The 20169-nt window shown below is 68.8% G+C and carries 22 protein-coding genes and 1 tRNA gene; 4 read left to right on the top strand and 19 right to left on the bottom strand.

Annotated features, from left to right (window positions below; genetic code table 11):
* Positions 1 to 276 precede the first annotated feature (276 nt).
* Positions 277 to 969 carry a tRNA (guanosine(46)-N7)-methyltransferase TrmB gene (gene trmB, locus QM782_RS00660; RefSeq protein WP_415205558.1) on the top strand — a complete coding sequence of 231 codons (693 nt, stop codon included), beginning with the start codon at positions 277 to 279 and terminating at the stop codon, positions 967 to 969.
* Here trmB and QM782_RS00665 read toward each other — a convergent pair whose 3' ends face one another.
* The 18 genes from QM782_RS00665 to QM782_RS00750 all read right to left on the bottom strand — a co-directional run bounded on the left by QM782_RS00665 (position 970) and on the right by QM782_RS00750 (position 16681).
* The gene (locus tag QM782_RS00665; RefSeq protein ID WP_415201013.1) at positions 970 to 1806 is read right to left on the bottom strand and encodes an undecaprenyl-diphosphate phosphatase; all 837 of its coding nucleotides are present in this window, start codon (positions 1804 to 1806) and stop codon (positions 970 to 972) included.
* Positions 1807 to 2021: 215 nt separating this feature from the next.
* Entirely contained in the window at positions 2022 to 4655 is a 2634-nt protein-coding gene (gene alaS, locus QM782_RS00670; RefSeq protein WP_415201014.1) for an alanine--tRNA ligase, read from the bottom strand.
* A 246-nt stretch (positions 4656 to 4901) separates the two neighbouring features.
* Entirely contained in the window at positions 4902 to 5468 is a 567-nt protein-coding gene (locus QM782_RS00675; RefSeq protein ID WP_415201015.1) for a recombinase family protein, read from the bottom strand.
* Between the two features lie 682 nt (positions 5469 to 6150).
* Positions 6151 to 7251 carry a zonular occludens toxin domain-containing protein gene (locus QM782_RS00680; RefSeq protein WP_415201016.1) on the bottom strand — a complete coding sequence of 367 codons (1101 nt, stop codon included), beginning with the start codon at positions 7249 to 7251 and terminating at the stop codon, positions 6151 to 6153.
* Positions 7248 to 7535, bottom strand: a complete 288-nt coding sequence (locus tag QM782_RS00685; RefSeq protein WP_415201017.1) for a DUF2523 domain-containing protein — start codon at positions 7533 to 7535, stop codon at positions 7248 to 7250. Before QM782_RS00685 ends, QM782_RS00680 begins: the two co-directional genes overlap by 4 nt.
* Positions 7532 to 8974, bottom strand: coding sequence for an IgG-binding virulence factor TspB family protein (locus QM782_RS00690; protein ID WP_415201018.1), 1443 nt, complete (start codon positions 8972 to 8974; stop codon positions 7532 to 7534). The genes QM782_RS00685 and QM782_RS00690 overlap by 4 nt, the downstream gene beginning before the upstream one ends.
* Before the next feature lie 14 nt (positions 8975 to 8988).
* On the bottom strand, positions 8989 to 9435 hold the full coding sequence (locus QM782_RS00695; protein WP_415201019.1) for a hypothetical protein: 447 nt from the start codon (positions 9433 to 9435) through the stop codon (positions 8989 to 8991).
* Between the two features lie 77 nt (positions 9436 to 9512).
* Positions 9513 to 9719: a major capsid protein gene (locus QM782_RS00700; RefSeq protein WP_415201020.1), complete on the bottom strand. Its 207-nt coding sequence runs from the start codon at positions 9717 to 9719 to the stop codon at positions 9513 to 9515.
* A gap of 96 nt (positions 9720 to 9815) precedes the next feature.
* Entirely contained in the window at positions 9816 to 10031 is a 216-nt protein-coding gene (locus tag QM782_RS00705; RefSeq protein WP_415201021.1) for a hypothetical protein, read from the bottom strand.
* A complete protein-coding gene (locus QM782_RS00710; RefSeq protein ID WP_415201022.1) occupies positions 10031 to 10327 on the bottom strand; it encodes a hypothetical protein in 297 nt (98 codons plus the stop codon). Before QM782_RS00710 ends, QM782_RS00705 begins: the two co-directional genes overlap by 1 nt.
* A 48-nt stretch (positions 10328 to 10375) precedes the next feature.
* Positions 10376 to 11581, bottom strand: a complete 1206-nt coding sequence (locus QM782_RS00715) for a replication initiation factor domain-containing protein (protein ID WP_415201023.1) — start codon at positions 11579 to 11581, stop codon at positions 10376 to 10378.
* On the bottom strand, positions 11578 to 11799 hold the full coding sequence (locus tag QM782_RS00720; protein WP_415201024.1) for a hypothetical protein: 222 nt from the start codon (positions 11797 to 11799) through the stop codon (positions 11578 to 11580). Before QM782_RS00720 ends, QM782_RS00715 begins: the two co-directional genes overlap by 4 nt.
* Positions 11800 to 11911: 112 nt before the next feature.
* Positions 11912 to 12157, bottom strand: coding sequence for a hypothetical protein (locus QM782_RS00725; RefSeq protein ID WP_415201025.1), 246 nt, complete (start codon positions 12155 to 12157; stop codon positions 11912 to 11914).
* Between the two features lie 667 nt (positions 12158 to 12824).
* A tRNA-Ser gene (locus QM782_RS00730) sits at positions 12825 to 12917 on the bottom strand.
* Positions 12918 to 12957: 40 nt separating this feature from the next.
* Positions 12958 to 14229: an aspartate kinase gene (locus tag QM782_RS00735; protein ID WP_415201026.1), complete on the bottom strand. Its 1272-nt coding sequence runs from the start codon at positions 14227 to 14229 to the stop codon at positions 12958 to 12960.
* Positions 14230 to 14287: 58 nt separating this feature from the next.
* Positions 14288 to 15250, bottom strand: coding sequence for a tRNA lysidine(34) synthetase TilS (gene tilS / locus QM782_RS00740; protein ID WP_415205559.1), 963 nt, complete (start codon positions 15248 to 15250; stop codon positions 14288 to 14290).
* The gene (locus tag QM782_RS00745; RefSeq protein WP_415201027.1) at positions 15247 to 15882 is read right to left on the bottom strand and encodes a 3-oxoacid CoA-transferase subunit B; all 636 of its coding nucleotides are present in this window, start codon (positions 15880 to 15882) and stop codon (positions 15247 to 15249) included. Before QM782_RS00745 ends, tilS begins: the two co-directional genes overlap by 4 nt.
* Before the next feature lies 1 nt (position 15883).
* The gene (locus tag QM782_RS00750; protein WP_415201028.1) at positions 15884 to 16681 is read right to left on the bottom strand and encodes a CoA transferase subunit A; all 798 of its coding nucleotides are present in this window, start codon (positions 16679 to 16681) and stop codon (positions 15884 to 15886) included.
* Positions 16682 to 16759: 78 nt separating this feature from the next.
* On the opposite strand from QM782_RS00750, the gene QM782_RS00755 reads away from it, so the two are divergent.
* The 3 genes from QM782_RS00755 to hpnE all read left to right on the top strand — a co-directional run bounded on the left by QM782_RS00755 (position 16760) and on the right by hpnE (position 19477).
* Complete coding sequence (locus tag QM782_RS00755) at positions 16760 to 17317, top strand: LuxR C-terminal-related transcriptional regulator (RefSeq protein WP_415201029.1); 558 nt, start codon at positions 16760 to 16762, stop codon at positions 17315 to 17317.
* A 61-nt stretch (positions 17318 to 17378) separates the two neighbouring features.
* Positions 17379 to 18224, top strand: a complete 846-nt coding sequence (hpnD, locus tag QM782_RS00760; RefSeq protein ID WP_415201030.1) for a presqualene diphosphate synthase HpnD — start codon at positions 17379 to 17381, stop codon at positions 18222 to 18224.
* Entirely contained in the window at positions 18221 to 19477 is a 1257-nt protein-coding gene (hpnE, locus tag QM782_RS00765) for a hydroxysqualene dehydroxylase HpnE (protein WP_415201031.1), read from the top strand. Before hpnD ends, hpnE begins: the two co-directional genes overlap by 4 nt.
* On the opposite strand, the gene QM782_RS00770 is transcribed toward hpnE, so the two are convergent.
* Entirely contained in the window at positions 19470 to 20162 is a 693-nt protein-coding gene (locus tag QM782_RS00770; protein ID WP_415201032.1) for an HAD family hydrolase, read from the bottom strand. The two genes, hpnE and QM782_RS00770, sit on opposite strands and share 8 nt — an antisense overlap.
* Positions 20163 to 20169 lie beyond the last annotated feature (7 nt).

The raw sequence follows: 20169 nt of genomic DNA on the forward strand, positions 1-20169 counted from the left end.
CCGGGCACAGCCCATCCGGGCACAGCCCATCCGGGCACAGCCCATCCGGGCACAGCCCATCCGGGCACAGCCCATCCGGGCACAGCCCATCCGGGCACAGCCCATCCGGGCACAGCCCATCCGGGCACAGCCCATCCGGGCACAGCCCATCCGGGCACAGCCCATCCGGGCACAGCCCATCCGGGCACAGCCCATCCGGGCACAGCCCATCCGGGCACAGCCCATCCGGGCACAGCCCATCCGGACACCGCCCATCCGGACACTGCCCATCCGGGCATCGCCCATCCGCGCACGATCCGCAGCTTCGTCAAGCGCGCCGGCCGCACCACGACCGGCCAGGCCAAGGCCCTGCAGGAGCTCGGACCGCGCTTCGTGCTGCCGTTCACGCCGGCGCCGCTGGACCTGGCGGCCGCCTTCGGCCGCCAGGCGCCGACGGTGCTGGAGATCGGCTTCGGCATGGGCGACGCCACGGCCCACATCGCGGCCCTGCTGCCCGACACCAACTTCCTGTGCTGCGAGGTGCACGAGCCCGGCGTGGGCGCGCTGCTCAAGCAGGTCGGCGAGCGCGGCCTGGCGAACATCCGCATCCTCGCGCACGATGCGGTCGAAGTGCTCGACCGCATGCTGCCGCCCTGGGACGCCGCGCAGAACCCGCAGGCCCTGGCCGGCATCCACATCTTCTTTCCCGACCCCTGGCACAAGCTGCGCCACCACAAGCGCCGGCTGATCCAGCCGCCCTTCGTGGCGCGCCTGGCGCAGCGCCTGGCGCCGGGCGGCTACCTGCACTGCGCCACCGACTGGGAACCCTACGCACAGCAGATGCTGCAGGTGCTGTCGGCCGAGCCGCTGCTGCGCAACACCGCGGACGGCTACGCGCCGCGGCCGCACTACCGGCCCGAGACCAAGTTCGAGCGCCGCGGCCTGCGCCTGGGCCACGGCGTCTGGGACCTGGTGTTCAGGCGTGCCTGATCACAGCGGCGCCAGCACGCTGGCGCCCAGCAGCGCGAATACCACGATGCCCAGCGCGATGCGGTAGACCACGAACGGCATGTAGCTGCGCGTGGACACCAGCTTCAGGAAGCCGACGATCACCGCGTAGCCGACGAAGAACGCGATCGCCGTGGCCAGCCAGGTCTGGCCCGGGCCGACCGTGCTCTCCACGCCCCAGGTCTTGTAGAGCTGGTAGAAGCCCGACAGCAGCACGGCCGGGATCGCCAGCAGGAACGAATAGCGCGCCGCCGCCTCGCGCGTGTAGCCCAGGATCAGCCCCATCGTGATCGTGCCGCCCGAGCGCGAGACGCCGGGGATCAGCGCCATGGCCTGGGCGAAGCCGAACAAAATGCCGTGGCCCCAGGTCAGCCGGTCCAGCGTGCGCTGCTTGCGGCCCAGCCGGTCGGCCACCGCCAGCACGACCGCGAACGCGACCAGCATCGCGGCGGTGATGTGGAGGTCGCGCAGCGAGCCCTCGATCGCGTTCTTGAACAGCAGGCCGAGGATCGCGATCGGCAGCGTGCCGACCAGCACCAGCCAGCCCATGCGCGCGTCCGGCGACAGCGGCTGGCCGCGCTGCGCCAGCGAGGCGCACCAGGCGCGGAAGATCCGCGCGATGTCGTGGCGGAAGTACAGCAGCACGGCGGCCTCCGTGCCGATCTGCGTGATCGCGGTGAACGCCGCGCCGGGATCACCGCCGGAGGGCAGCAGCGGGCCGATGATGCGCAGGTGCGCGCTGGAAGACACCGGCAGGAACTCCGTGAGCCCCTGGATCAGCCCGAGGAACGCCGCCTCGCCCCAGCCGACCGCGCTCACCGCCCGCCTCCCGCCGGAAGATGCAGAACAGGCGACGGCGCGACAGGGAGCAGGACCATGGGAATTCGGGACGGGAAATGGAGGGCCGCCGATCATAAGCGGCCACCCAGGGTTTCCACTTATCTCCAGCCTGTCCGGCGGGCCCGGCCCGCCATCTGCGCGCGGCAGCCCGGCATTCGGTCACGCTTCCCGCCGCGCCTGGCGGGCCGCCCGCGTCAGACCCGCTCGGCCACCCACTCCTGCACCGAGTCCAGCGCCTTGGCCAGGCCGCTGGCGTCGGTGCCGCCGGCCATCGCCAGGTCCGGCTTGCCGCCGCCCTTGCCGCCGACCTGCCGGGCCACGAAGTTCACCAGCTCGCCGGCCTTGAGCCGGCCCACGCTGTCGGCCGTCACGCCGGCGGCGAGCTGCACCTTGGCGCCGTCGACCACGGCCAGCACGATGGCGCCGGTCTTGAGCTTGTCCTTGAGCTTGTCCATGGTCTCGCGCAGCGTCCTGGCGTCGGCACCGTCCAGCCGCGCGGCCAGCACCTTCAGGCCCTTCACGTCCACGGCCTGGGCGAGCAGCTCGTCGCCCTGGCTGGAGGCGAGCTTGCCCTTGAGCGCGGCGACCTCCTTCTCCAGCGCCCGCACCTGCTCCAGCGTCTGCGCGATGCGCGTCTGCAGCTCGGCCACCGGCGCCTTCAGGCTGCCGGCCGCCTGGCGCACGGCACCTTCCAGCTGCTGCAGGTAGGCCAGCGCGCTGGCGCCGGTGATGGCCTCGACGCGGCGGATGCCGGCGGCCACGCCGCTCTCGGAGACGATCTTGAACAGCCCGATGTCGCCGGTGCGGGCCACGTGCGTGCCGCCACACAGCTCGCGGCTGGTGCCGATGTCCAGCACGCGCACGGTCTCGCCGTACTTCTCGCCGAACAGCATCATGGCGCCGGTGGCCTTGGCGGACTCGATGTCCATCACGCGCGCCTGCGTGGCGGCGTTGTCCAGGATCTCGGCGTTCACGCGCTTCTCGATCTCGGCGATCTGCGCGTCCGTGACCGGCGCGTTGTGCGTGAAGTCGAAGCGCGTCTTGTCGGCGTCGACCAGCGAGCCCTTCTGCTGCACGTGGCCGCCCAGCACCTCGCGCAGCGCCTTGTGCATCAGGTGCGTGACGCTGTGGTTGCGCATGGTGGCGCGGCGGCGCGCCACGTCCACCCGCGCGTCGACGCGGTCGCCGACCCGCAGCCGGCCCTGCGCCAGCACGCCGTGGTGGCCGTAGACGTCGGCCTTGATCTTCTGCGTGTCCTCGACGCCGAACAGCAGGCCCTCGGCGGCGAGCACGCCGCTGTCGCCGACCTGGCCGCCGCTCTCGGCGTAGAACGGCGTGGTGTCGAGCACGACGATGCCGCTCTGCCCTTCGGCGAGCTGCTGCACCGGCGTGCCCTCGTGGTACAGCGCCACGACGGTGGCGGGCGCCTCCAGCTTCTCATAGCCAGTGAACACGTTGCCGGCGCCGGCGTAGTCCAGCGCGCGGTCCATCTTGAACTTGCCGGCGGCGCGGCCGGCGGCCTTCTGCTTCTCCATCGCGGCATCGAAGCCGGCGGCGTCCACCGTCACGCCGCGCTCGCGGCAGACGTCGTTGGTCAGGTCCAGCGGGAAGCCGTAGGTGTCGTGCAGCTTGAAGGCCACGTCGCCCGGCAGCGTCTGGCGGCCATCGGCCAGCGCCGCGTCCAGGATCTCCATGCCGTTTTCCAGCGTCTCGAAGAAGCGCTCCTCCTCGGCCTTCAGCACCTCGACGATGCGCTGCTCCGAGGCCTTCAGGTTCGGGTAGGCATCGCCCATCAGCGCCACCAGTTCGGGCACCAGCCGGTGGAAGAACGGCGTCTTGCGGCCGAGCTTGTAGCCGTGGCGGATCGCGCGGCGCACGATGCGGCGCTGCACATAGCCGCGGCCCTCGTTGCTCGGGATCACGCCGTCGGCGACCAGGAACGAGGTCGCGCGGATGTGGTCGGCGATGACCTTCAGCGACGGGTTGGCCAGGTCCGCGCAGCCGGTCTCGCGCGCGGCGGCCGCGATCAGCCGCTCGAACAGGTCGATCTCGTAGTTGCTGTGCACGTGCTGCAGGATCGCCGCCAGGCGCTCCAGGCCCATGCCGGTGTCCACGCAGGGCGCGGGCAGCTGCACGACGCTGCCGTCCTCCTGCATGTCGAACTGCATGAACACGTGGTTCCAGATCTCGATAAAGCGGTCGCCGTCCTCGTCCGGGCTGCCCGGGGGGCCGCCGGGGATGTGCGGGCCGTGGTCGTAGAAGATCTCCGAGCACGGGCCGCAGGGGCCGGTGTCGGCCATCATCCAGAAGTTGTCGCTCTTGTACTTGCCGCCCTTGTTGTCGCCGATGCGGATCACGCGCTCGGGCGGCAGGCCGATCTCCTTGGTCCAGATGTCGTAGGCCTCGTCGTCGTCGATGTAGACGGTGGCCAGCAGCTTTTCCGCGGGCAGCCGGTAGACCTGGGTCAGCAGCTCCCAGCCCCACTTCAGCGACTCGCGCTTGAAGTAGTCGCCGAAGCTCCAGTTGCCCAGCATCTCGAAGAAGGTGTGGTGGCGCGCGGTGTAGCCCACGTTCTCCAGGTCGTTGTGCTTGCCGCCGGCGCGCAGGCAGGCCTGCACCGAGGCGGCGCGCACGTAGGGCCGCTTGTCGGTGCCCAGGAACACGTCCTTGAACTGCACCATGCCCGAGTTGGTGAACATCAGCGTCGGGTCGTTGCCCGGCACCAGCGGGCTGGAGGCGACGACGGTGTGGCCCTTGGAAGCGAAGAAGTCCAGGAAGGACTTGCGGATCTCGGCGACGGTGACGGGCGGAGTGGTCTTCTGGTTCATGAGGCGGGGGTCGAAAAAACGGTCAGGCGGTCTGGAAGACGTTCATGCGCACTCGCTGGGCGGCGGCGATGGAATGGCCTTTGCCGGTGCCATGCCCGATGCCCCGATGGCGGCTTGGCCTGGAAGGGTCGGGGCTGGACGATGGCGGGCCATTATGGCCGCTGCCTCCAATGAAAAAGCCCAGCAGGGCGGATTCTGCTGGGCTTTCATGGATCGTCTTCGGAGGGATCCTGGCGGAAACGGACGTTATCGCCACCGCAACGCCCCAGCCCGATACAACGCCCGACGCACGCTCGCAAGGTGGCACCCAAACGCATCAGCCAGTACTGTCTGAGTGTAACAGCCCGTCTGATACAACTCCACCAACGCCTCCTCATCCTCCGCGCCTAGAACACGCGGCCGCCCCACCTTCGCACCCCGCGCAATCGCAGCCTGCTGGCCTGCGATCGACCGCTCCCGAATCAAGCTCCGCTCGAACTCGGCGACAGCCCCGAGCATCTGCAACATGAGCCGGCCCGCCGCACTCGACGTATCAATCGGCTCCGTCAACGACCGGAAACCAGCCCCAGCCGCTTCCATGCGCTCGATGATGTCCAGCAGGTTGCGCAGGCTCCGCGCCAAACGATCCAGCTTGAACACGACCAGCACGTCACCCTCACGAAGCGCCCCCAGTGCACGCTGCAGCTGCGGCCGGCGCCCAACGCTGCTGCCTTTTTCCTCATAAACCCGGCTGACACCAGCCCGGCGCAACGCATCCAGCTGCAGGTCCGTTTCCTGCTGATCAGTAGACACGCGGGCATAGCCGACCAGCATCAACGCCGCCCCACGTACGCCAGCACGACCAAGACCACGACAACAAGAGCGAACGCCAGCCAGTTTCGACGCCACGCCCTGCGATACCGCAAGCGCTGCAACTCATGCTCGCCCATCCGGAACAACGATCGCTCCACATGACCCGTCTTCTTACGCCACCAGTCACGATACCAATCGCGGTTATCAGCAGCCATAGTTACCCCCAAGTGAAGACAATACCCGAAACCCTGCCCGGCCGATCGCGGGGACGTGCTCACTCGACCCCTTCCGCAAGCTCCAGGGGCCGACCCTTCGGGCAGCCCTGCGGGCTGGTCTCGCATCCCCGCGATCGGCCGGAATACCCCACCTGGAATAGACCGCTCCCGGCTGCGATCTCCAGCCTCATCCCTACGTCCGTCTGCTGACGGACTCCGGCATGGGGCTGCGCCCCCTGGACCCCCGGAAGGGCCTTGCCCTTCCCCGCGCCGTCGCGCGGGCCCCCATCCCGTTCGTCGCCTTCAGGAAATGGTGCCTGTCGCTGGGGAGGACCGGGACGGATGCGATGGACCAGCCCGGCCGGGCGCACCCTATGGTGGCTGCGGGCGCGCTGGTGGCGTGGTGCCTGGACCGGGGCTAGGGCCCCGGCCTAATCCGGGTCGGTGCGCGGGCCCCCGGCGCCACCTGGGGCTGCGCCCCCGTCCCCCTACTCGATTGGTAGGCCGATGGCCCGGTGCCGCTTCTCCCGCTCGCGGTCGGCCCAGGCGATGAGCGCAGCATCGGCCGGGGATCGCTGCGGGTAGGTCAGCGGCAGAAAGCGGTCCAGGCTGGCCGGGGGCTCGGCGACTTTCGCGGGCACGTGGGCCAGCGCATGGTCGGCGCAGAACTCGGGCTCGCGCTCGACCTTGACGCCGGCGCCGTCGAAGCAGGTACAGCGGTCGCGCATGCGCGCGCAGCCGGCGAAGACAGCCGTCCCGCTGGCGGCCACCAGAGCCGGAGCCGATGCCAGTTGCGGCTCAAGCACTGGAAGCGGGCTTGCAGGGGCCAAAGCCGGCTTGATCTGCGGCGCACTGGCGGCCAAGGCCGGGGCCTTCGCGGCCGCGGTGGACGGCGCCCCGACCGCGACGGTTTGACCGCTGATCCGGTCGGAGAGACGGCCGTAGACCTTCGGGCCGAGGACACCGAGCAGGAGCGCGGCGAACAGGACGCCGAACAGGACCGTAGGCACTGCGCGCCGCTGCCGGGTGTGCAGGCTGCTGGACTTGTAGGTCTTCTCGACTTCCTTGCCGCGGCGCCACGGCTTCTTCGCGAACGCAGCCTTGTAGCTCAGCGTGCGCGAGACGCCGTCCCATTCGTAGACCGTCGCAAAGCGGCTGTTACCGAGCTTGCGCACGTGCAGATGCTGGCCGGCCAGCCGATGCACGGCGCTGTTGCAGAGCATCGGGTGTTGCGTCATCAGAATGAAGTCGATCCCGTAGTGACGATGGGTCTCCAGCTCCGTGATGCACTTGTCCTGCGCCTTGTTCATCACGGTGTAGGGCCATGGCTTCTGCACTTCGTCGAAGACGATCAGGTCGCCGGGCTTGACCCACTCGTGCCACGTCGCCAGCAGCGCGTCGTCGATCTTCTCGTGATCGAGCAGCAGGCCGTTCACGTTCGTGAGGATGCGGCGCCTCACGGTGACTTCGTTGCCATCAGGATCGATGGCCTTCTCTTCGTAGCCCTTGGCCGCCAGCGTCATCAGGAAGCGCTCGACGCACAGCGCGGTCTTGCCGGCGCCCGGCTGGCCGGTGATGACTGTGATCATCCGATGCTCCTCGACATGATCGAGGTCGCATGCTGCGCCGACCACAGCATCAGCTTGGTCGCGCAGGCACCGAGGATGATGCCCAGGCCCTTGCCGATCCAGAGGTACAGCGCGAACGCGAGCCAGTCCCCGGGCATGCTGTTGATCTGCGCGACGAGCTGAGACTTGAGCGTGTTGAGCGCGGCATCGACGCCGATGATGGAGACGACGCCGAAACCGAGGCTGACCAAGACTTTCGCCAGCATGGGCTCGATCAGGGACAGCAACCACGTACCGATCTTCATAGCCGCGTCTCCCCGGGCATGACAATGACGAATGCCGACAGGGTCGCCAGCGCAATCACCAGCGCGCGCAACGGGAATGCGTACTGGCATGCGGCCTGCCAGTCCCACACCTTCACGGTTTGGCCGATAGTGGCGAGACTGGCGTACACGTCGGCCGGGCAACTGCCCTCACCGAACAGGTTCTCTTCCGAATACGTGATCTGCTTTTCGCCGCGGGGAATCTCGCCCTCGGGCGTGTCGAGGTCGGGCTTCGCGCACGCGAGGATGTCGGGATAGAGGTCGCACATGCCGGGCTGGTCCTCCGGCTTCGCAGCCGTGTCTTCGTTCGACGTGCGTGTCTCTGTTTCTGTTTCGGTATGCTCCTCGAACGAACCATCTTGGTTGATGACCTTCGTCGTCGTCGTCGTGGTCGTGGTCGGAACTACCTTCACCTGATCGCCCGTCGTCGATACCGTGGTCTCCGACGTCGTCGTGACGATCCGCTCTTCCGTCCGTCCGTCCGGAAGGGTCCGCGTCGTGACCTTCGTTTCGGTCTTCGGCTGCAGAGACGGACTGGGCGTCGTCACAGTACTTGGCCCAACCTCGACCTTCCACGGTTCAATGCCGTTCTTGCCTTTCTGCTTCTCGGCCCACTCCCATTGCTTCTGCAACACGTCAGACGGCAGCGGATTCATGGCCTCATACTTCGGCCGCACCTGATCCCAGCTTGCCGGGACATCACTCGTCACTGTGCGATTCATGATCACAAAGGCGCCGCCGGCTTCATAGCCCATCGTCGGATTAATGTACTTATAAGAACACTGATCGTACGCAAGCTCCGACTTCGTAATCTTCGCCCCGTTCGACGGCAACGTCAAACCAACCAACGCCGAACACAACGCCTCTTTACTCACTGCCCACGGCGCCCCCGGCAATGTCACGGTGTACTGCTTGGAATTGAGGTCCAGCAGAAACGGGTTGTCCGGGTCATTGGCCGCATTCGGATTGCTGCGAATCTGCGCATGCTGCAAAGTCTCCGCCATGTCGGCCAGCATCATCACGACGCCGACAGGGCCAGCCAGCCGAGCAGCGTTACGCCAGAGGATGCCCATGCCAGCACCAAGCGCAGCCCGCGTGATCGGCGTAGAAACGGTCACCGGCACCTTATGGCCGGCGACCGACGCATTGCCGGACATGCCAACCACGGCGCCGCCGGACGTGCCACCACTGCCAAAATTGCTAGCGACGCTCCAGCCCGACGTACCGCCGAGCGCAGCACTCGGCTTCGTAGCTACCAACGTCCCGCCCGAGCCGATGCCCACGGTCACCGCGTTATTGCCCGTCACGCGCTGCATGAATCCGGCGAAGTCGGCCAGCCCGACCTCGGCGGCATTGGCTACCGGAACGCCAGCCAGAGCAAGAGCACAGAGCCCAGTGCGAATTGCATTTCCATGGTCCACATGTCACCCCTCGATCAATCGTCATTCGGCCCGCGGTCGAACAGCCGCTGCAGCCCCTTCCAACACGCGATGACGATGGCCGCGCCGAAGAACAGCGCCCATACATCGCTCATGTCCTGGATACGCTCGGCCTGGGCATCGGCGGCGTTCTCGCCGACCCAAGGCGCCATGGCCGAGATCTGGTTCTGCAGGCCGACCGTCGCCGACTGGAGGGCCTGGATCGCAGCCGCCTGGCCGATCAGCGGGTCCTCGTTGCCCGATGCATCCGGGAACGCCACGCACGTCATGCCGAACTTGTCGGCGTCGAAGTAAAACGAGCCGCCAGACACGTCCGCGTTACGGGACTGCTGGAAGAACCCGTAAGGGTTCGTGAAACCACCGTTCGAATAGCTCGCCGTCGTGCTCTGCCACTGCTGCGGGCTGAACACCGATGGGCGCGAGATAGTGCACATGTTCGCCATGGTCGGCTCGCTCCTGTTGACTGATGCCACTGGCCCGCACGCGAGCCAGCAGGATCAGGACTGATCAGGCGATGGGGTTACAGCCAACCCATCTTCGAGCCCAGCTTCTTCACGGCGAAGATGGCGATACCGGCGGCGATCATCAGGCCGATCGCGGCGACCACGTCGGTTTCATAGGTCTCGATGGCTTCGGCCGCGCCGGTGGGCAGGGCAGCGTGGGCTTGCGTGGAAAGGGCCAGGGCGACGACGCCAACCGGCGCCAGAAAGCGCTTCACAGCGTTCATGGAACAACTCCTCGAAAGGCGGTGTTCCTGCGGGATTGCAGGAGTGCACCCGGAGGCCCTCGGCGCTTCGCAGCGTTGGAGGGCTACCGGCTGAACTCAGTAGTCGTCAGCGGCACCGAGGCGGTCGAGGTCCACGACCTGCGCGGCATCTTCCAGGTCGCACCAGTCGGCCATGAGCTGGTGCGCCGCTTCGAGGTCCTGCACGACCCCGCCGCCGGCCTCGCGCAGCGAACACACCCATTCAGGCGTGCCATCTTCGAGGCTCGGCGCGAGAAATCGGCCGGTGGCCTGGGACTGCACCAGCAAGCGCATCAGGCCGCCTTGCCGATCGGCGACTTCGAGACGGGCACCACGTCCACGAGGGCAAGCCTGGAACCGTCCTTCGTGGCTTCCATCTCGAAGGTGGCTTCGACGAGGCAGGGGAGGCTGTCGCGGAAGTTGACCCACTTGTCGAATTCCTTGGCGTCGCCGCACTTGAATTCACGAGTCACGCGGCCGATGGAGCGGCCGACGCCGTTGTCCTTGAGGTCCACTTCGAGATGAAACTTGGTGCTGCTGAACGCCCGGCCTTCGATCTCGCCGACCGACTCCTTCACGGCGTGCAGCATGACTTGGTTCTTGAATCGCATGATTTCTCCTACGCCCTGGGTTGCCGGTCAAGCGAGGGCAGGGCAGAAGCCCTCGACCGGTTTGTCTCGTTCGGCCCGCCGCTGGAATGCGGCGGAAACCTCAGACTCCTTAAACATGCGCAGACGGCCGGGCAGCTTGCGCGCATGGACGAGGTCCAAGAAGCTATCGCCGGCGAACTTGAACGCCACGGCTATCGCAGCGCTCGCGGTGTTGTCCAGCCAGCGCCAGACGCGCGAGACTTCGGCGTCTGTGGTCTGCACGGGAAGACGTTCCCTGCAAGCGATGGACTCGGCGCACCAGTCGCTCGCCTCGAACTCGCGCAACTTGCTGGCATGCCATGGCGATGCACCTGCGAAGAAGTCGGCCGGGCGGCGCAGCATGTCGGTCGGCAGGTCGCGCAGCTTGTTGCCGTAGCGCAGCTCAATCCGCATCCAGGGCGAGCACTCGGCAGTGCCGAAGAGCTGGTCGCCTTTCTCATAAACGTTCGTCTGCTTGCCGGCTTCCTTGCTGCCGAAGTAGAAGGACCGGCCGCCCTCGCTGCGCGTGCTCCAGTCGCCGACATGGTTGCACTTCGGGGTTTTGCCGAGCACGTCCATCAAGCCGGCTTCGTAGTCGGCCTCGACTTGCAGGATGCCACCGGGCATGCCGTCGAACCAGTCCAAGGCAAGGTCGCAGCGCGTGACGGTTCCGTCGTGCTGGTCGATCAGGTCAGCCATGCGTTCACGCCAGCCATGGACGGCGAATGTGCAGGCGTGGCCGTAGAGGTTGACGTGGATGGTGCGCGTCTGCGCTTTCTGCCGCGGGCTGTCGCCGCTGGCGAGGAAGCCGATCCAGCCCACTTCCTGGCCGGCGCGCTCGATGCTCCAGCGGTGCCGGTAGAAGTCATGGCCCTTGCGCATTTCCGGGTGAACCACGAAGTCGGGACCGAGGGTACCGGCGACCTGCTCGCCGAGTTCCCAGGCTTGCGCGGCGGCCGCGAAGTCACCGCCCTGCAGCTCGCGCAATGTCGCGTGCAACTTTGCCATGCGAGGCTCGGCGTCCCAGATATTGCCGGACTGCCCGGCCGCAGGCGGGAACAGGACCTCGGCACTGGGCAGGACGTGGCGGCGCTGGATGGTGAAGCGGAGCCAGTCCACATGCACCGGCGCTTCACTCGCGCTGCGCTCGGCGAGCAGCCGGGCCTTGACTTCGGAGCCGTCGAGGACCAGGGGGGACAGCAGCGGCCGGGTCATCGGTTGTTCTCCCCGTGATTACCATCGGGGAGGGTAGAGCGCTCCGCGCGGCGGCGCGCTGCGCAGGCTTGCGCACCGCCGCGCTGCGCTTCGCCGCCCTGCTGGTCATCGACGGCGCGAGCAGCCGCTTGACCACGGACCACGACGGCATGGAGCGGGAAAGCCCAGCGGTGAAGGTCCAGCATGCCGGCACCGGACTGGCCGCAGAGGGTCATCATCGCCAGTCTCCCCGCTCCAGCGCAGCCACCACGGCCGCTACGTACACCAGCAGCATGAGCAAGACCAACATCGATGCGCAGAGGTCAGCCAGCAGTGCGTCGAGACCGGTCATCACAAGCCCGCCTCGCGCTCAAGGTCGAGCAGGATGGCGAAGACGAGGGCATCGCGCCGGAACGCATCGGCCAATCGCTCCAGCAGCTCAGCACCCGACACGACGCCGATCAGTCGCAGACGATCGGCGTCGGCCTTGCACTTGGCCGACTCGGCCAGAGCTTTCTGCATGAGCTTCACCGCCTCTTTGCCTTCGGGCTCGAACAGGGCGAGCTGCTGCAGTTCAATTGGGCTTGCGCGCTTCATGAACGCCCACCGCCCAGGTAGTCACGCCCCACCAACGGGCCGAAGACACGATCTCCGCAGCAGTGCAAGTCCCAACAGTTCCAGATGCCAGGACCGGAGCCCTTCGCCAGCACCATCCGGGCATCACGGACCCGAACGAACGAGGTGCCCCCCTTCGGCCCGGGGACCAGACCTGCAACCGGAGCCGCCACAGCACGGTGTGGCTGGTTGACCCTGGCGGCCGAGGGGGACGAAACGATGGCCTCAGAGGAGGCGGGGGACATTGGCAGAGGGGGCATGGCGGCTCCTTCGGAATTGTTGCCAAGATGGCAACGCGCCGAACATACCAGTACGTTGCCACCTTGGCAACACCAAGAGCGCCACAATGTTGCCAACGTGACAACTACGCCACACCGACTATGGAAACGACAACGATGCTCCTAGAGCGCGCACTCAAGATGAAGACGCCACCGGAATGGGCGCGCACGCTCGGCTTAGAACGCACTGCGTTTCACAACGCAAAACGCCGCGAACACCTGAGCCCGGCCGTAGCCTACGCCCTGGCCGAAGAAATGGGAGAGAACGCGGAGCTATGGGCTCTGATCGCCGCCGTGGAGTCAGAGAAAGACAGCGCATGCAAGGCCAGAATGCAAAAGAGGCTAGCCAAGCGGCTAGCCTCTTTGCGTACTGGCGGAAACGGAGGGATTCGAACCCTCGATGAGGCTCTACACCCCATACTCCCTTAGCAGGGGAGCACCTTCGGCCACTCGGTCACGTTTCCTGGAAAACCCGCGCATTATGGCACGAGTCGCGAGCCGTCCTCAGGCCGCGGCGGGCTGGTCGAGGTCGAACGCGCGGTGCAGCGCGCGCACGGCCAGCTCCATGTACTTCTCGTCCAGCACGACCAAGGTCTTGATCTCGCTGGTGGAGATCATCTGGATGTTGATGCCCTCCTCGCTCAGGCAGCGGAACATCTTGCTGGCCACGCCCACGTGGCTGCGCATGCCGATGCCCACGATGCTGACCTTGCAGATCTTGGCGTCGCCGACGACTTCCTGCGCGCCCAGCGCCGGCAGCACCTTCTCCTTCAGCAGGTCCATGGTCTTGGCGTACTCGTTGCGGTGCACCGTGAAGCTGAAGTCGGTCTTGCCGTCCTTGCTGACGTTCTGGATGATGACGTCGACCTCGATGTTGGCATCGGCCACGGCGCCCAGGATCTGGTAGGCGATGCCCGGCTTGTCCGGCACGCCCAGGATGGAGATCTTGGCCTCGTCGCGGTTGAACGCGATACCCGACACGATGGCTTGTTCCATTTGCTCGTCTTCCTCGAAAGTGATCAGCGTGCCCGACCTGGCCTCCTCGGCCAGGTCGATGTCCCAGGGCGTGAAGCTGGACAGCACGCGCAGCGGCACCTTGTACTTGCCGGCGAATTCCACGGAGCGGATCTGCAGCACCTTGCTGCCCAGCGAGGCCATCTCCAGCATCTCCTCGAAGCTGACGGTCTCCAGCCGCCGGGCCTCGGGCACGATGCGCGGGTCGGTGGTGTAGACGCCGTCCACGTCGGTATAGATCAGGCACTCCTGCGCCTTCAGCGCGGCGGCCACGGCCACGGCCGAGGTATCGCTGCCGCCGCGGCCCAGCGTGGTGATGTTGTCGTCCTCGTCCACGCCCTGGAAGCCGGTGACGATGACGACCTTGCCCTCGGCCAGGTCGGCGCGGATGCGCCGGTCGTCGATCGACTCGATGCGGGCCTTGGTGTAGGCGCTGTTGGTCTTGATCGGCACCTGCCAGCCGGCGTAGCTGACCGAGTCCATGCCCTCGCTCTGCAGCGCGATCGCCAGCAGGCCGACCAAGACCTGCTCGCCGGTGGAGGCCAGCATGTCCAGCTCGCGGTGGTAGGCGGCGCCCGGCTTCTGGGGCGCCAGTTCCTTGGCCAGGGCGAGCAGGCGGTTGGTCTCGCCGCTCATGGCGCTGGGGACCACGACCATCTGGTGACCGGCGCGGGCCCACTTGGCCACGCGCCTTGCAACGTTGCGGATGCGCTCGGTCGAGCCCATCGACGTGCCGCCGTACTTGTGAACGATGAGTGCCATGGATGTCGGCAGGGCGCTGGATGCGCTGCGGCCCGGAAGGCCGCGCCTGCGGGGGTTGTCAACTCGAAAGCGTGGGATTGTACCAATCGAGCCATGCCTCGCGGCGCCGCGCGAAGCCCGCGCCGACCCGCAGGTGCAGCCGGTGGCCGCGGGTGCTGCAGGCCGCGACCTGGTCCAGCAGCTCGGCCATCTGCGCCGTGCTGGCGGCCGTGCCGTGCACCGTGGCCAGCCAGTGGCGCAGCGCGTTGGCCTGGCGCGCGCGCGGCAGCGCGCGCAGGGCGGCGATGGCGGGCGGGATGCCGATGGCCTGCAGGTCCTGCTCGGCCAGCGCGCGCAGCAGGGCCTGCGCCTCGGCCGCATGCGCGGCGCTGCGCGCGAAGGTACTGCGGAACGCCGGGAACAGCCGCTGCAGCACCGGCAGCAGCTCGGCGCGGATGCGGTTGCGGGTGAAGGCGGTGTCGCCGTTGCTCGGGTCCTCGATCCAGCCCGCGCCCTGCGCCGCGAGCCAGCCGCGCAGGGCCTGGCCCGGCACCTGCAGCAGCGGCCGGTGCCAGCGCAGGCCGGCCTCCTCCCACCGCGCCGGCATCGCTGCCAGTCCCGGCAGGCCGGCGCCGCGGCTCAGCGCCAGCACGATGGTCTCGACCTGGTCGTCGGCATGCTGGGCCAGCGCCACGTCGCGCGGGCCGCCATCGGCCCACGCGCGCGCGGCAACCTCGGCGATGGCGGCGTAGCGTGCGCGCCGCGCCGCGTCCTCGGGGCTCTGGCCGCGCGCGTGGCGGGCCTGCACGTGCGCGACCGCCAGCGGCACGCCGAGCGCGGCGCAGGTCTGGCGGCAATGGGCCTCGAAATCATCGGCCGCGGCCTGCAGCCCGTGGTGCACGTGCACCGCGTGCACCCGGCCCGGCCAGCGCGCCGCGCAGGCGCGCAGCAGGGCCGTGGAATCGGCGCCGCCGCTGTAGGCCACGGCCAGCGGCAGCCGCGGCGCGAAGGCCGCGATGGCGGCCTCGAACGACAAGCTCAGATCAGCGTGACGCCGGTCTTGGCCTGCAGCGCCTCGCGCGTGACGCCGGGCGCCATCTCGACGACCTTCAGGCCCTCGGGCGTGACGTCCATGACGGCCAGGTCGGTGATGATGCGGTCGACCACGCCGACGCCGGTCAGCGGCAGCGTGCACCGGGGCAGGATCTTCAGGTCCTCGGTGCCGTCCTTCTTCTTCGCGACGTGCTCCATCAGCACGATCACGCGCTTGACGCCGGCCACCAGGTCCATGGCGCCGCCCATGCCCTTGACCATCTTGCCCGGGATCATCCAGTTGGCCAGGTCGCCCTTCTCGCTGACCTGCATGGCGCCCAGGATGGACAGGTTGATCTTGCCGCCGCGGATCATCGCGAAGCTGTCGTGGCTGCCGAAGATCGCGCTGCCGGGCAGCGTGGTCACGGTCTGCTTGCCGGCGTTGATCAGGTCGGCGTCCACCTCGTCGTCGGTCGGGAACGGGCCGATGCCCAGCATGCCGTTCTCGCTCTGCAGCCAGACTTCCTTGTCGCCGGTGTGGTTGGCCACCAGGGTCGGGATGCCGATGCCCAGGTTCACGTAGAAGCCGTCCTGCAGCTCCTGTGCCGCGCGCGCGGCCATCTGGTCTTGGGTCCAGGGCATGTCAGGCTCCTTTGACGTTGGTCTTGGCAGGGGTGTCGGCCACCGCGGCCTGGGCGATCACCGCCTGGGCCTCGACCTTGGCGGCCACCGGGTCCACCGGGGCGGCGGCACGCACGGTGCGCTTCTCGATGCGCTTTTCCGGGTGCTCGTTCAGCACGATGCGGTGCACGTAGATGCCGGGCAGGTGGATGTCGTCGGGCGCCAGCTCGCCAGTCTCGACGATGCGCTCGACCTCGACCACGCAGACCTTGCCGGCCATCGCCGCGGCCGGGTTGAAGTTGCGCGCCGTCAGGCGAAAGCGCAGGTTGCCGGATGTGTCGGCCACGTCGGCCTTGACCAGCGCCACGTCGGGCACCAGCGCGCGCTCCATCACGTAGGTCTCGCCGTCGAATTCGCGCAGTTCCTTGCCCTCGGCGACCAGCGTGCCGACGCCGGTCTTCGTGAAGAAGGCCGGGATGCCGGCGCCGCCGGCGCGCAGCTTCTCGGCCAGCGTGCCCTGGGGCGTGAATTCCAGCTCCAGCTCGCCGGCCAGGTACTGGCGCTCGAACTCCTTGTTCTCGCCCACGTAGCTGGAAATCATCTTCCTGATCTGGCGCGTCTCCAGCAGCTTGCCGAGGCCGAAGCCGTCCACGCCGGCGTTGTTGGAGACGACGGTCAGGTCGCGCACGCCGGACTCCTTCAGCGCATCGATCAGCGCCTCGGGAATGCCGCACAGGCCGAAACCACCGACGGCCAGCATCTGGCCGTCCTGCACGATGCCCTTCAGCGCCGCCTCGGCGGAAGGATAGATCTTGTTCACGGGAGAACCTCCTTGGGATGCGGATGCCGAACGATACTACGTAGCTGCATACGTAGTTTTTCCTAAACAGCAACCCGGATGGACATCGATTACCGGCTGGCCTTCGACCTGGCGCCCATCGGGCTGGCGCTGTCGCGCCAGCGGGTGATTGTGGATTGCAACCGCCACCTGTGCGAGATGTTCGGCGCCGCGCGCGAACAGCTGGTCGGCCAGTCCTTCCGCGTGCTGTACCCCAGCGCCGACGAGTACGAGCGCACCGGCGCGCGCATCGTGCCGATCATGAATGCGCGCGGCCACTACGCGGACGACCGCATCATGCGCAGGCTGGACGGGCGCCTCAAGGGCGAGCCGTTCTGGTGCCACGTGACCGGCCGCGCCTTCGACCGCCAGGCGCCGCACGAGGCCGGCATCTGGAGCTTCGAGGACCTGTCGGCCCGGCGCAGCGTGCAGGCCGGCCTGACGCCGCGCGAGCGCGAGGTCGCGGCCCAGGTCATGCAGGGGCTCACCGCCAAGGAGATCGGGCGGGTGCTCGGCATCAGCCACCGCACGGTGGAGATCTACCGCGCGCGGCTGATGCGCAAGTACTCCGCCGGCTCCACGGCCGACCTGGTGCACCGGCTGGTGGCGGGCCAGTAGGGCCGGCAGGGCCCGGCGGCCGGGCCGTGGGGCGCCCACCGCGATGTGACAATCGCCGCCCATGACCACGACCCCGGAACAGTACGTGCAGCAGAAGGCGGCAGCCTCGGGCAGCAGCTTCTACTACGCCTTCCTGTTCCTGCCGGCGCCGCGGCGCGCCGCCATCACGGCCTTCTACGCGTTCTGCCGCGAGGTGGACGACGTGGTCGACGAGGTCAGCGACCCGGGCGTCGCGCGCACCAAGCTGGCCTGGTGGCAGGCCGAGGTCGCCAAGTCGTTCGCCGGCCAGCCCACGCACCCGGTCATGCAGGCGCTGATGCCGCACGTGCCGGCCTTCGGGCTGGAGCAGCGCCAGCTGCAGGCGGTGATCGAGGGCTGCCGCATGGACCTGGAGCAGACCCGCTACCTCGACTTCGCGGGCCTGTCGCGCTATTGCCACCTGGTGGCCGGCGTGGTCGGCGAGACCGCGGCCCGCATCTTCGGCCAGACGCAGCCGGCCACCACCGGCTACGCCCACACGCTGGGCCTGGCCTTCCAGCTGACCAACATCGTGCGCGACGTCGGCGAGGACGCCATGCGCGGCCGCATCTACCTGCCGATCGAGGACCTGCAGCGCTTCGACGTGAAGGCCCACGAGATCCTGAACCGCCAGCACTCGGACCGCTTCGTCGCGCTGATGCGCTTCCAGGCCGAGCGCGCGCACGGCCTGTACGAGCAGGCGCTGGCGCAGCTGCCGGCCGCCGACTTCCGCGCCCAGAAGCCGGGCCTGATGATGGCCAGCATCTACCGCACACTGCTGCGCGAGATCGAGCGCGACGACTTCCAGGTGCTGCACCAGCGCGTCAGCCTGACGCCGCTGCGCAAGCTGTGGCTGGCGTGGAAGGTGCAGGCGCTGGGCCGGCTGTGAGGCTGGCCGTCGTCGGCGCCGGCTGGGCCGGCCTGGCCGCGGCCGTGCGCGCCGCCGGGGCCGGCCACGCCGTCACCGTGCTCGAGGCCGCGCGCACCGCGGGCGGCCGGGCCCGCAGCGTCGACCAGCCGCACGACGGCCGCACGCTGGCGCTCGACAACGGCCAGCACATCCTGATCGGCGCCTACGCCGACACGCTGGCGCTGATGCGCACGGTCGGCGTGGACCCGGACCAGGCGCTGCTGCGCCTGCCGCTGGACCTGCGCCTGCCCGACGGCACCGGCCTCGCCCTGCCCGAGGCCGCCCCGCCCTGGGACGCGCTGGCCGGCATCGCCCGGGCGCGCGGCTGGGGCTGGCGCGACAAGGCCGCGCTGCTGGCCGCCACGCTGCGCTGGCAGTTGGCCGGCTTTCGCCGGGAGCCGGACGCCAGCGTCGCCGCGCTGTGCGGCGGCCTGCCGCCGCGCGTGCTGCGCGAGTTCGTCGAGCCGCTGTGCCTGTCGGCGCTGAACACGCCGGCCGAGGCCGCCAGCGCCGCCGTGTTCCTGCGCGTGCTGCGCGACGCGCTGCTGGGCGGGCGCGGCGGCTCCAACCTGCTGATCCCGCGCCGGCCGCTGGGCGCGCTGTTCCCCGAGCCGGCCATGGCCTGGCTGCAGGCGCACGGCCAGGCCGTGCACCTGGGCCGGCGCGTGGAGCGGCTGCAGGCCCGCGGCGCCGGCTGGGCCGTGGACGGCGAGCCCTTCGACCGCGTGCTGCTGGCCTGCCCGTCCTGGGAAGCCGCGCGCCTGGTGCGCGGCGCGGGCGGCATCGGTGCCGACTGGCTGGCGCGGGCCGAGGCCCTGCGCTTCGAGCCGATCACGACGGTCTACGCCGCCAGCGCCACGCGGCTGCCGCGCCCGATGACCGCGCTGCGCGGCAGCCCCGAGGCACCGGCGCAGTTCGTGTTCGACCGCCGCCACCTGGGCGCGGACGGCCTGCTGGCCTTCGTCGCCAGCGTCAGCCGCGGCACGCGCGGGCAGATCGAGGAACAGGTGCTGCGCCAGGGCCGCGCGCAACTCGGCCTCGCCGACCTGCGCCCGGTCGCCACCATCGTCGAGAAGCGCGCCACCTTCGCCTGCACGCCGGGCCTGCGGCGCCCCGGGCTGCGGATCGCGCCGGGCCTCATGGCCTGCGGCGAGTACGTGGACGGGCCCTACCCCGGCACCCTCGAAGGCGCGGTGCGCAGCGCGCTGGCCGCCGCCGCGCTGCTCAGCTGAACAGCGCGCACAGCTCGCGCAGGTCCGCCACCTGCACGTGCGGGCGCAGCGCCTGCATCCACGGATGCTCGCCGCGATTGACCCAGGCCGTCTGCATGCCCGCGGCGTGCGCGCCCAGCACATCCAGCAGCGCGTCGTCGCCCACGTGCAGCACCGCGTCGGCCGGCACGCCGGCGGCCTCGGCCGCGGCATGGAAGATGCGCGCGTCGGGCTTGCCCACGCCGAAGCTGCTGGCGCTGAAGGCCGCACGGAAATGCGGCGCCAGGCCGATGCGGGACAGGTCCGCATTGCCGTTGGACACGGCCACCACCGGAAAGCGCTCCGCCAGGAATGCCAGCGCCTCCTGCGCATCCTCGTACAGCTCGACCTGGTGGCGCATCGCGATGAACACCTCGAAGGCCGGCCCGGCCAGCGCCTCGTCCTCGCCGGACTGCGCCAGCGCGCGGCGGATCGACTCGTGCCGCATGAAGCCCATGTCGTGCGAGCGGTCCAGGTGCTCGCGCACCACCTGCTCGCGCAGCAGCCGGCGCCGCTCGAGGTCGGCCCAGAGCCGGCCCGTGGCCGGCGCATGTTCGTCGAACCAGGTGCCGAGCGCCTTCTCGGCCTTGGCGATGGTCGGCCAGATCGGCCACAGGGTGTCGTCCAGGTCCAGCGTGATGGCCCGGACCTTCTCGATTGCAAGCATGGGTGCC

It is taken from the genome of Pseudorhodoferax sp., assembly GCF_047601025.1.
Classification (GTDB): Bacteria; Pseudomonadota; Gammaproteobacteria; order Burkholderiales; family Burkholderiaceae_C; genus Pseudorhodoferax.